9 protein-coding genes are annotated in these 11598 nt (G+C 54.6%); 2 read left to right on the top strand and 7 right to left on the bottom strand.

What is annotated here, in order from left to right; all coding sequences use genetic code 11:
- The first annotated feature begins 76 nt into the window (after positions 1–76).
- Together fdhF and yjcO are read left to right on the top strand one after the other, a co-directional pair.
- Positions 77–2224, top strand: coding sequence for a formate dehydrogenase subunit alpha (gene fdhF, locus FDX04_RS02795; RefSeq protein WP_137361126.1), 2148 nt, complete (start codon positions 77–79; stop codon positions 2222–2224).
- Positions 2225–2327: 103 nt separating this feature from the next.
- Entirely contained in the window at positions 2328–3017 is a 690-nt protein-coding gene (gene yjcO / locus FDX04_RS02790) for a Sel1 family TPR-like repeat protein YjcO (protein WP_079225656.1), read from the top strand.
- A 104-nt stretch (positions 3018–3121) separates the two neighbouring features.
- Here yjcO and gltP read toward each other — a convergent pair whose 3' ends face one another.
- From gltP to nrfA, 7 genes are all read right to left on the bottom strand, one after another.
- The gene (gltP, locus tag FDX04_RS02785) at positions 3122–4432 is read right to left on the bottom strand and encodes a glutamate/aspartate:proton symporter GltP (protein ID WP_137361125.1); all 1311 of its coding nucleotides are present in this window, start codon (positions 4430–4432) and stop codon (positions 3122–3124) included.
- Between the two features lie 344 nt (positions 4433–4776).
- On the bottom strand, positions 4777–5397 hold the full coding sequence (gene nrfG, locus FDX04_RS02780) for a heme lyase NrfEFG subunit NrfG (protein WP_137361124.1): 621 nt from the start codon (positions 5395–5397) through the stop codon (positions 4777–4779).
- The gene (gene nrfF / locus FDX04_RS02775; RefSeq protein ID WP_137361123.1) at positions 5394–7607 is read right to left on the bottom strand and encodes a heme lyase NrfEFG subunit NrfF; all 2214 of its coding nucleotides are present in this window, start codon (positions 7605–7607) and stop codon (positions 5394–5396) included. Before nrfF ends, nrfG begins: the two co-directional genes overlap by 4 nt.
- 8 nt (positions 7608–7615) lie before the next feature.
- Complete coding sequence (nrfD, locus tag FDX04_RS02770; protein ID WP_137361122.1) at positions 7616–8572, bottom strand: cytochrome c nitrite reductase subunit NrfD; 957 nt, start codon at positions 8570–8572, stop codon at positions 7616–7618.
- Positions 8569–9240, bottom strand: a complete 672-nt coding sequence (nrfC, locus tag FDX04_RS02765) for a cytochrome c nitrite reductase Fe-S protein (RefSeq protein WP_038636309.1) — start codon at positions 9238–9240, stop codon at positions 8569–8571. The genes nrfD and nrfC overlap by 4 nt, the downstream gene beginning before the upstream one ends.
- Positions 9237–9803: a cytochrome c nitrite reductase pentaheme subunit gene (gene nrfB, locus FDX04_RS02760; RefSeq protein ID WP_005132587.1), complete on the bottom strand. Its 567-nt coding sequence runs from the start codon at positions 9801–9803 to the stop codon at positions 9237–9239. The genes nrfC and nrfB overlap by 4 nt, the downstream gene beginning before the upstream one ends.
- Positions 9804–9847: 44 nt before the next feature.
- Positions 9848–11284, bottom strand: coding sequence for an ammonia-forming nitrite reductase cytochrome c552 subunit (nrfA, locus tag FDX04_RS02755; RefSeq protein ID WP_137361121.1), 1437 nt, complete (start codon positions 11282–11284; stop codon positions 9848–9850).
- Between the last annotated feature and the right edge of the window lie 314 nt (positions 11285–11598).

The following is an 11598-nucleotide window of genomic DNA, read 5'->3' as shown; positions in this document are numbered from 1 at the left end:
AAAAAACATGGCATAAAAGATGCATAAGCAAAGCGACAAGCGCGTATGCGCGATTTGATTAACTGGAGCGAGACCGATGAAAAAAGTCGTCACGGTTTGCCCATATTGCGCATCAGGTTGCAAAATCAACCTGGTGGTCGATAACGGCAAAATCGTCCGGGCTGAGGCGGCGCAGGGGAAAACCAACCAGGGTACCCTGTGTCTGAAGGGCTACTATGGCTGGGATTTTATTAATGATACCCAGATCCTGACCCCTCGCCTGAAAACCCCAATGATCCGTCGCCAGCGTGGCGGCAAACTGGAATCTGTTTCCTGGGATGAAGCGCTGAATTACGTCGCCGATCGCCTGAGCGCCATCAAAGCGAAGTACGGCCCGGACGCTATTCAGACGACCGGTTCATCTCGCGGTACAGGTAACGAAACCAACTATGTAATGCAAAAATTCGCGCGCGCCGTTATTGGTACCAATAACGTTGACTGCTGCGCTCGCGTCTGACACGGCCCTTCGGTTGCAGGTCTGCACCAATCGGTCGGTAACGGCGCAATGAGTAATGCTATCAATGAAATTGATAACACGGATTTAGTGTTCATCTTCGGGTATAACCCGGCGGATTCCCACCCGATCGTGGCGAATCACGTAATTAACGCTAAACGTAACGGGGCGAAAATTATCGTCTGCGATCCGCGCAAAATTGAAACCGCGCGTATTGCCGACATGCACATCGCGTTGAAAAACGGCTCGAACATCGCGCTGCTCAACGCCATGGGGCATGTCATCATCGAAGAAAAACTGTACGACCAGGCGTTCGTCGCCTCCCGTACGGAAGGATTCGAAGAGTACAGCAAGATTGTCGAAGGCTATACGCCGGAGTCCGTCGAAGATATCACCGGCGTTAGCGCGCACGATATTCGTCAGGCTGCACGTATGTACGCCACGGCGAAAAGCGCGGCAATTCTGTGGGGCATGGGTGTGACCCAGTTCTATCAGGGTGTGGAAACCGTGCGTTCACTGACCAGCCTCGCGATGCTGACCGGTAACCTCGGTAAGCCAAGCGTGGGCGTTAACCCGGTTCGTGGCCAGAACAACGTTCAAGGCGCCTGCGACATGGGCGCGCTGCCGGATACCTATCCGGGCTATCAGTACGTTAAGTTCCCGGAAAACCGCGAGAAGTTCGCTAAAGCCTGGGGCGTGGAAAGCCTGCCTGCACATACCGGCTATCGCATCAGCGAACTGCCGCACCGTGCGGCGCATGGCGAAGTGCGCGCGGCGTACATTATGGGTGAAGATCCATTACAGACCGATGCTGAGCTCTCCGCAGTGCGCAAAGGCTTTGAGGATCTGGAACTGGTCATCGTGCAGGATATCTTCATGACCAAAACCGCCGCTGCCGCAGACGTTATTTTACCGTCTACGTCATGGGGCGAGCATGAAGGCGTCTTCTCTGCGGCTGACCGTGGCTTCCAGCGCTTCTTTAAAGCCGTTGAGCCGAAGTGGGATCTGAAAACGGACTGGCAGATTATCAGTGAAATCGCCACCCGTATGGGCTACCCGATGCACTACAACAACACCCAGGAAATCTGGGACGAGTTGCGTCATCTGTGCCCGGATTTCTACGGCGCCACTTACGAGAAAATGGGCGAACTGGGCTATATCCAGTGGCCTTGCCGCGACACCTCAGATGCCGACCAGGGTACGTCTTACCTCTTCAAAGAGAAATTTGACACCCCGAACGGCCTGGCGCAGTTCTTCACCTGCGACTGGGTAGCGCCAATCGACAAACTCAGCCCAGAGTACCCGATGGTACTGTCGACGGTGCGTGAAGTCGGCCACTACTCTTGCCGTTCGATGACCGGTAACTGTGCGGCGCTGGCCGCGCTGGCGGATGAGCCTGGTTATGCCCAGATCAACACCGCTGACGCAGAGCGTCTGGGTATTCAGGATGAAGATCTGGTGTGGGTTAACTCACGTAAAGGCCGGGTTATTACCCGCGCGGCAGTCAGCGATCGTCCAAACAAAGGTGCGATTTACATGACCTACCAGTGGTGGATTGGGGCATGTAATGAACTGGTAACCGAGAACTTAAGCCCGATTACCAAAACGCCGGAGTACAAATACTGTGCCGTTAACGTTGAACGCATTGCCGATCAGCGCGCTGCCGAGCAGTATGTTATTGATGAGTACACCAAGCTGAAAGCCAGCCTGCGCGAAAGCGCGATGGGTTAGTCCGTTTACGTACCTGTTCTGCAACAGCCTCCGCCCGGAGGCTGTTTTTTTATCCATACGATCTCTTTATACTGTTCATTCCGTACCCTAAATAAAACTCAAAATGAAACAACTTCTTGCATTGATGTTCCTCGTGACATTCTTTGCCCATGCCAGTGATACTGAGCCAGGAAGCCAGTATTTACAGGCAGCAGAGGCAGGTGACCGACGCGCACAGTATTTCCTCGCCGATACCTGGTTCAGTTCAGGCGATTTGAGTAAAGCCGAATACTGGGCGCAAAAAGCCGCCGACAACGGTGATGCGGATGCATATGCTTTGTTGGCGCAGATTAAGATAACCAACCCGGTCAGTCTGGATTACCCTCAGGCCAAAACGCTGGCGGAAAAAGCGACGCAGGCGGGCAGTAAGGCTGGGGAAATTACGCTGGCGCGTATTCTGGTGAACACCCAGGCAGGCCGCACCGATTACCCCAAAGCCATTACCTTGCTGCAAAACGCCTCCGAGGATCTGGAGAATGACTCCGCCGTCGACGCGCAAATGCTGCTCGGGCTGATTTACGCCAACGGCGTAGGCATTCCTGCTGACGATGAGAAAGCGACGTGGTATTTCAAGCGTAGTTCAGCCATTTCCCGCACCGGTTATTCCGAATACTGGGCCGGGATGATGTTCTTAAACGGCGAGCAGGGTTTTATCGAGAAGAATAAACAGAAAGCGCTGCACTGGTTGAATCTGAGCTGTATGGAAGGATTCGATACCGGCTGCGAAGAGTTTGATAAGTTAACCAACGGGTAATAGTTTGCATTGCCGGATGAACGTAGTCGTTGTAGGCCTGATAAGCGTAGCGCCATCAGGCAACCCGGAGCAGGTTGCCGGATGGCGGCGTTGCCTTATCCGGCCTACGAGGCGGTCTTATCAAATTTACCCAGCACGTCGCGCTCATAGGCCAGCGCTTTCTTGCGGTCAAATTTATGTTCCCACTTGGCGATAACCAGCACGGCCAGCGCATTACCCACCACGTTCAGCGCAGTACGCGCCATATCGAGGATACGGTCAACACCGGCAATAAACGCCAGACCTTCCAGCGGGATCCCAACGCTGCCGAGCGTTGCCAGCAGCACCACAAAAGATACGCCCGGCACGCCCGCAATCCCTTTCGAGGTCACCATCAGCGTCAGCACCAGCACGATTTCCTGCCACAGCGACAGATCGATACCGTACAACTGAGCAATAAAGATAGCGGCGATACTCTGGTACAGCGTTGAACCATCAAGGTTGAATGAGTAACCGGTCGGCACCACAAAGCTGGTGATTGACGCCGGTGCGCCGTAGGCTTCCATCTTCTCGATAATACGCGGCAGCACGCTCTCGGAACTGGCGGTCGAGTAGGCCAGAATCAGCTCGTCTTTCAGAATGCGGATCAGGATCCAGATGCTCAAACCGCAGATGCGCGCGACGATCCCCAGCACCACCAGTGCGAAGAACAGGATGGCGAAATGCACCAACAGCACCAGCTTCGCCAGCGGCCACAGGGAGGCAAAACCGAAGTTCGCGACGGTAACAGCGATCAGCGCAAAAACCCCGACTGGCGCGTAACGCATCACCATGTGCGTCACTTTAAACATGGTTTCGGAGATAGAGCGGAATACTGTTACCAGCGGCTCGCGGTGAGTTGCCGGCAGAGAAGACAGACCTAAACCGAACAGTACCGAGAAGAAGATAATCGGCAGCATGTCGCCTTTTGCCATCGACGCGACGATGTTGGTCGGCACCAGTGACAAAATCGTGCCCATCAGGCCATGCGCGTGGCTCTGTACTTCTGCGGTGGTGCTCTGATATTTCGAAATATCGACGGTTGCCAGCTGCGACATATCAACCCCGGTACCGGGCTGGAACACATTCGCCAGCGTGATACCAAGGATAATCGCCACGGTGGTGATCACTTCGAAATAGATAATCGTTTTGGCGCCAATACGGCCCAGCTGTTTGGCATCGCCCACCCCGGCGATACCGACAATCAACGTAGAGATAACAATCGGTACGACGATCATTTTGATCAGGTGGATAAAGATATCGCCCGCCGGAGACAGCAGGTTTACAATCAGCCATTCACGGCTGTCACTATGGTAATGCAGGTAACTCCCTAGCAGAATGCCCAGCACCATAGCGATTAGAATCTGCCATGCCAGGCTGACTTTCAAATTTTTCATAACAACGGACTTCCTCGATGGAGCGCTATTCCACATGCAGCGCGTGGGAATAGTACATACTGAAAGGGTATGATTTGTGTTGCGTTCGTTTATGGAGTTTTTTAACGCTTATTATCATTATCATCTGCATGGCATTCAGCGCAACCCTCTGAGAACAGGGCCTTTCGCTGATTATTTGCATAAAAATGCAATTTTATCGGGGTAATAATGAATAACTTTTTGTTATAAAAGAATTTTAATATGATCAAAAATGAAGAAGTCAGGATATGAGTTTTTTTTGCTCGCTTGTTCGTTCGCCTGTTTTTTAAACAGGCAAAATGATACAAATCACAAATAAAACAAATTTATTTTTGCCGATTCTGCAACAACTTCGCCATATTAATAGAGTCAATGAGCTGTGCCCGATTCACCCTCGGCGAGTTTAAATCCATAACCTTTTGCCACACTGAGATAGCCTGAGCGTAGTCTGCCTGCATAAACGCATCGGAAGCTAACAGCATCAGCGCAGTGACCTCTGCCGGGTCAAGCGCCAGAGCCTTATCAATCATCTCGCGGGTGGGCGGCGTCATATGTTGCCCGGCCTGATAGTACAGCACCGTCGCCAGCGCGGAATAGATTTCGGCGTTTTCACCGCGTATACGCAGCGCCTGTTCGTAGGCCAGAAGTGCATTATGATACGCGTTTTGCCACAGATAGTACTCACCCAGTTGCGCCCATTTCACTGCGTCCTGCGGATTCGCACGAATTTGCGATTGCAGAGATAGCAGCTGTTTTTCCTGAATATTTTCATCAGAAAAAGCATGTAAGGGGTCTGCCAGACGCGCCTGCTCCTGACGTGCCACCTGCCATTTTGGCGTTAACAGGTAACCGCCGATGCAGGCCACAACCATCAGCCCTACCGCAGCAGCCAGCCGCTTCACGGGCATGGGACGTAACGGCGCGGTGGAATGTTCGGACTGGCTCATTGTTCATCCTCCTGCGCGCGCTGACGCTTTCTCACCCGCCAGACCACCACGCCCACCAGCAATAACAGCAGGCACGGCAACGCCCACAACAGCAGCGTTTGCTCATTCAGCGGCGGGTTGTAGCGCACGAAATCACCATAGCGGTCGGTCATCCAGGCGGTGATTTCTGCTTCGCTTTTACCTTCGGCAACCATGCTGTAAACCTGATGGCGCATACTGACCGCCACGGGCGCATTGGATTCCAGCAAGTTCTGGTTCTGACACTGCGGACAGCGCAGCTGACTGGCAATAGACAGCGCTTTCTCCTGCTGCTGCGGATTGCCAAAGCGCCAGGTATCCACAACCTGGGCGTGGGTGGCAAAAGGCAGAAAAATCAGTAAAGCCACAAGTAACATCGTTTTGCCGAATGGCGGCGTGAACGCCTTATCCGGCCTACCCTGCTTTTCACTCGTAGGCCTGATAAGCGCAGCGCCATCAGGCAATAACTCAGGATGCTTCCTCCCTCGCCATGCGCTCAGCAACGCACCAAACACCATCAACAATCCCCCTCCCCAGATCCAGCGCACGCCAGTCTGCACGTATAAGCGCATGGCGTAACGGTCCGGTCCGGTTTTTTCTCCCATCACCGCGTACCAGTCATGCATCAGATTCCAGCGGATACCCGGCTCCATCATCTGTTGACGACGTGCGGCATAGAAGCGCCTTTCGGGCTGCAGGCTACCGATACGCTGCTCATTTTGCCACAACGTGATCAGCGCTTTTTCACTGGTGTAGTTACCTTTGGCTTCCAGGTCGAGACGCTCAAAACGGAAAATGTAGCCCGCCAGATCCACCTGCTGCCCGGGGCTCAGATTCAGGCTTATCTCCTGACGACTACCGCTGGAAAAGACGATCCCAGCCGCAAGCACCAATACCCCGGTATGCGCCAGCAGTGCGGGAAGCTGACAACGCAAAGAGACTTTGCGGCTTCTGATTGTCGCCAGTACGATAACCAACAGCATCAGCAGGCCAAAGGGCAGCGTGGCGCGGTTAAAGTACGGTGCGCCCACGGAGAGCCGCCCCCAGCCAAACAACCCGTAAATCATCGGATAGAGCGTGCCAATCAGCACAATCAGCAGCACCGCGCAAAAAAGTAATAGCGCGACCAGAATCAGCATCTCGCGCGACCAGCCGCCAAAACGCGCATTCTGGCGAATTTGCTGGCCTCGCCAGGCGTACAACCCCAGCGACGCCAGGCTCAATACGCTAAACAGCGCAAACAGCGGCGCGGCGCGCACGTTATCCAGCGCAAAGGCATGTACCGAAACAAGAATGCCGGAACGCACAATCAGCGTCCCCAGCAGCGATAAGATCAGCGTGACAATCGCCAGCAGCAGCGACCAGTGGCGGAAGATCCCACGCTGACGCGTGACATACAGGCTATGCAGCAGCGCGCTGGCGGAGAGCCAGGGTAATAAGGAGGCATTTTCGACCGGGTCCCAGAACCACCAGCCGCCCCAGCCCAGCTCGCAGTAGGCCCACCAGGAGCCGAGGATTATCCCCAGCGTCAGCGCGCACCAGCCGGGCAACGCCCAGCGCCAGCACACCCAGGCGCTCTGCACGTTAAAGTCACCGCGCAGCAGTGAGGCCAGCGCCACGCCCGCGGCTACCATCAAACCACCGTAACCCAGGTACAGCAGCGGCGGGTGGAGGATTAACCCAAGATGTTGCAGCATCGGGTTAAGATCTCGTCCTTCTATAGCAGGCGGAAAAATACGCACGAAGGGATCGGACCAGACCACCACAAACAGCAGCAACAGCGCCGTCACCATTGACAGGATGCTGAGCGTCAGCGGAAACAGTGCGTCGGAATCACGCCGATAGCAAAGAGCGAACAGCGCGCTCCAGCCGGAAAGAAACAGCACCCACAACAGCAGCGACCCTTCATGGCCGCCCCACACCGCCGCCAGTTTTAATCCCCACGGCAGCAGGCTGTAGCTGTGCTGAGCAACATAGACCACCGAAAAGTCGCTGGTCAGAAAGCAGAATACCAGAATAGCAAAAGCCAGCAGCAGCAGCGCAAACTGCGTCCATACGCCCACGCTTGCCAGGCGCATCACGCCCTGCCAGCGCTGGCGGACACCCACCAACACGGCAAGTGGGGTCAACACGTTGACCCCGAGGCTTAATAAGAGCGCCAAAAAACCGGCTTCAGGAAGGAGAACGTCCAGATATCACCTTACGCAACGGTTAGCTGACCCGCATAGAGAATGAAAAAGCGCAGCAGCAGTACGCCAGTCAGGCTGGCGCCGCATACTGCCAGCACGCCATGAAACGTCGAACTGCGGTTGGCCCAGGGTTTTAACAGCATCGGCAGTATCAGCCCAAGCCCAGCCACGCCAAGCCAGAACCACCAGGTCCAGAATCCGCCGCCCAGCGCCGCCGCCAGCGCGCGCATCTTGCCGTCATCGCCCAGCGCCAGACCGACGAAGAACGCCGCCAGCAGGAAGATCTCCAGCCATACCACCGGGGCCTCCATGCGATGCACAAAGTGCGCTTCAGTGCTGTGCGGGTTGCTACGATGGCGTAACGCCATGGCGATCAGCGCCACCGCCGCGCCGGAGGAAATCCCGGAGAACAGGAACAGCACCGGCAGGATCGGGTTATTCAGGAACGGGTAGGACTTCAGCGCCGACAGCAGAAACCCGGTGTACGCCCCGAGCAGGACCGCCAGCACCAGCATTAACGTCTCCAGCGCGCGATGAAACGGCGTTATCAGCGTCAACGCTTTCTGCACGATCCCTAACCGCAGCAGCCAACGCTGCTGCAGGGCAATCACCTCTTTTTCAAAGATTTTTGCCAGCCACAGCACCAGTACCACCATATACAACTGGAACAGCATGACCCCCATCGACATCACCGAAGTGAAGCTGTAGTGGAACATCAGTTTCCAGAAGGTCCACGGCCGCGTCAGGTGGAATACCAGAATCAGCAAACCGAAGATAATCGCCCCCGGCCCTAACACCAGCGTAGTGCGCAGCAGCGTGCTGTCCGAACCGCCCGCCTCCGGATGGAAGCGGCGCAGCAGAATCGCCAACGTAACCAGTCCGGCGGAGATGCCAATCAGGAACAGATAGATGGCGATGGGCCAGTCCCACACCAGTGATTCAAAATGAAATGCAGAAGCGGGTGTCATTGGCTCACCTCCCCATATTTAAAGGGAACGCGGTAGACCTTCGGTTTTGTGCCCAGCGCCAGCTTGTAACGGTAGGTGGTTTTCTGCTGCAACAAACGGGAGATATCGCTATTGGGATCGTCCAGATTACCAAACGTCAGCGCCTTCGTCGGGCATGACTCAACGCAGGCGGGCTGTTTGCCCGCTTTCAGGTTAGTTTTCCGGCAGAAATCGCATTTATCCGCCGTTTTGCTCACCGGATGGATAAAGCGCACGCGATAAGGACACGCGGCGATGCAGTACTGACAGCCAACGCAAAGGTCAGGGTTCACATCCACAATACCGTTGGCGGCATCGCGATACGATGCCCCTGTCGGGCAGACGTCAACGCAGGGAGCGTGGTCGCAATGCTGGCATGAGTGGCGAAAGAAGCGATACTTCACATCAGGAAACGTCCCCTGCGGCTCGCTGCGAATAATCGTCAGGCGCGATACGCCTTCCGGTACGTTGTTGACTTCCCGACAAGCATCCATGCAGGCCGTACAGCCGATGCATAATGACTCATCGTGTACCATACCGTAACGCACGCCGTTGATGTTCAACGTCTTCGCCACAACGCGTCCCGCCGTCCCGCTCACTGCCACCAGCGCGCCGACGCCGGTGATAAACTGGCGACGAGAGCAACTCATGGATGCTCCTTAAGCAACGGAACCGACGCCGGGTTAAAGTTCGGATTGTTACGCTGATCGCTGTGGCAATCGACGCAAATCTTGATCCGTCCTTTATCGCTTAGCGTCTGCATCGTGTCTTGCTTCGGATGCAGTGAGTGACAGCTGGCGCACGCTACTTTTGTGACGTGGACATCGTGCGGCCAGAACGCTTTTTGCAACTGCTCAGGCAGGTGACAGGACATACAGACGCTGTTCTGCTGCTCCACGTTGTACATTGGCTCATTAAAGCGCATCACATCCTTCACCCCTTCGCGGTGGTTCGGTGACGGCTGGCCGTGACAGTTAGTGCAGGTGACCGGCAGTTTGTTGTTCGGGTTAATGACTTCCGCATGTTTACCATGCATACCTTCGGTATCCGGCTTGTGACAATCCAGACAGGCAGCATCCGGATTACGCTGCTGAGTAACCGTCCAGCGTTGATCCGACTCCTGCGGCGTTGGCGTGGCAGTGATTCCACTCAGGCTCCAGAACAGGCCTGACGCCAGCACCCCAGCAGTTAATAACGAACGTAATACGCTCATATTCACTCCGTTGAGTTATCCGCCCCTTACGGGGCGGAATGGGGTTATTGGCTTAACAGACCGTTTTTACGCGCCTGCTCTTCCCACTGCGGAATCACCGTTTTGATGAAGTCCTGCTTCTCAGCATTAATTTGCTGCATGTTCAGACCAATCGCCGCCTGGGCTTTCTCTTTGGTAGAGATATCCGGTAACGGAATTTCATGCGTGATGCCTTTGGTCGCCAGCAGACGAACCAGTTTGGTACGCGCGTCGGCGGCTTTATCCATTGCGCTACCTAGCATCCGCAGACCTTCTTCCGGCGCGTGCATATGGATGCCGTGTGAGGCGATAGACAGATCCCAGCGCCATTGCGCGTGACGGATATCTGCCAGAATCGGCTTCATTTCCGCTTCGGTCGCACCCGCATCCCATGCGGCTTTCGCTTCGAAATGCGCATGTACCAGTTGATCTTCAACCTTGATTTTCAGGTCATGAATGGCCTGTTTACGCTCGGCGACCACTTTTTGCAGGGACGCTTTGTCCTGGGTGTGGCAGTTCGCGCAGGTTTGGGCGAAGTTATCGAACGGGTTGCCAATCTTGTGATCGGTATAGATCTTACCTTCCGCGTTTTGCACTTTCGGCATGTGGCAGTCAATACAGGTCACGTTGTTCTTACCGTGAATGCCCGCGCTCCAGGTTTCATATTCCGGGTGCTGCGCTTTCAGCATCGGGGTTTTGGACAGAGAGTTAGTCCAGTCAGAGAAGGCGATGGTGTCGTAGTATTTCTCCATGTTCTCGACTTTCATGCCCTCATCCCACGGGAACTTAACGGCTTTGTTCTTACCGTCGAAGTAGTACTCCACGTGGCACTGGCCGCAGACCATGGATTGCTGATCAAAGCGACCAGCTTTCTCAAATGGTTTGCCGATGGCTTCCATCGCGCGCTCAGCGTAAGGACGCGACAGTGTCAGTTCTGGCTTGCCTTTGGCGAAGTCCGGCGACGCGGTGTTATGGCAATCTGCACAACCGAGGTTGTTAACAATTTCCGGACCGCCGCGCGCCCATTTACCGTGGAAGTAACCATCTTCACCGTCTTTCTGGATCAGACGCGCCACATCCGGGCTTTTACAGCTCCAGCAGGCCATCGGCAGCGGGCCGTCTTCGGCCGTTTTTGGTGCGCCGGTACGTAAGGTTTCACGGACATCGGTCACGGCATACGCGTGTCCCCGCGGTTTGTTGTAATCGCGCGAGAATGGGTATCCCGCCCACAGGATCACCAGACGCGGATCTTCTGCCAGCGCATCTTCACGGGCTGATTGCTCAGACGTGGCTTTCCAGGAGAGATATTGATCGGGATGCTGAGGGGCGAAGGTTTCATTCTTCGCTTCAACGGTGACGGTCTTTGCGGGTACAGGAGTTTGTTCAGCGTGAACAGCAGAGATAAATAATAAGGGTAATAACAGGCTGAAGAAACGGCGTACGCGTGATTTTGTCCTTGCCATAGGGGTCTCATCCAGATGACGCCATTATCTGCAATGGCGGTTCTTTTATTGTTTTCCATAACAGCAACCACACGAATACTGTCATGACATTGCTCCCCCCAATTTGTAACAAGAAACCACACTGAAAATGTTGTCTTTAATCAATTGTAAGTGTATGTAAAATACCACTTTAGAGTTAGTTACCCCCTCAACCCCCTCACTCTTTTGTTTAATTCTGAGGCAGATCACCTTTTCAACAATTCTCAGATAACCTCATGTTATCGCGAGAATTAATCAATTTTTGCTAGTTCTCTTCAAAATTCAGTTTGTCGCTA

It is taken from the genome of Citrobacter sp. wls615, assembly GCF_005281355.1.
Lineage (GTDB): Bacteria > Pseudomonadota > Gammaproteobacteria > Enterobacterales > Enterobacteriaceae > Citrobacter > Citrobacter werkmanii.
Note: the sequence above shows the minus strand (reverse complement) of the source record. Positions and strands in the feature narration are given on the sequence as shown.

Coding starts and splice junctions, on each gene's coding strand:
- yjcO (WP_079225656.1), top strand. CDS start 2,328: ATGAAACAACTTCTTGCATTGATGTTCCTCGTGACATTCTTTGCCCAT.
- nrfG (WP_137361124.1), bottom strand. CDS start 5,397: ATGAGCCAGTCCGAACATTCCACCGCGCCGTTACGTCCCATGCCCGTG.
- nrfC (WP_038636309.1), bottom strand. CDS start 9,240: ATGAGTTGCTCTCGTCGCCAGTTTATCACCGGCGTCGGCGCGCTGGTG.
- nrfA (WP_137361121.1), bottom strand. CDS start 11,284: ATGGCAAGGACAAAATCACGCGTACGCCGTTTCTTCAGCCTGTTATTA.
- gltP (WP_137361125.1), bottom strand. CDS start 4,432: ATGAAAAATTTGAAAGTCAGCCTGGCATGGCAGATTCTAATCGCTATG.
- nrfD (WP_137361122.1), bottom strand. CDS start 8,572: ATGACACCCGCTTCTGCATTTCATTTTGAATCACTGGTGTGGGACTGG.
- nrfB (WP_005132587.1), bottom strand. CDS start 9,803: ATGAGCGTATTACGTTCGTTATTAACTGCTGGGGTGCTGGCGTCAGGC.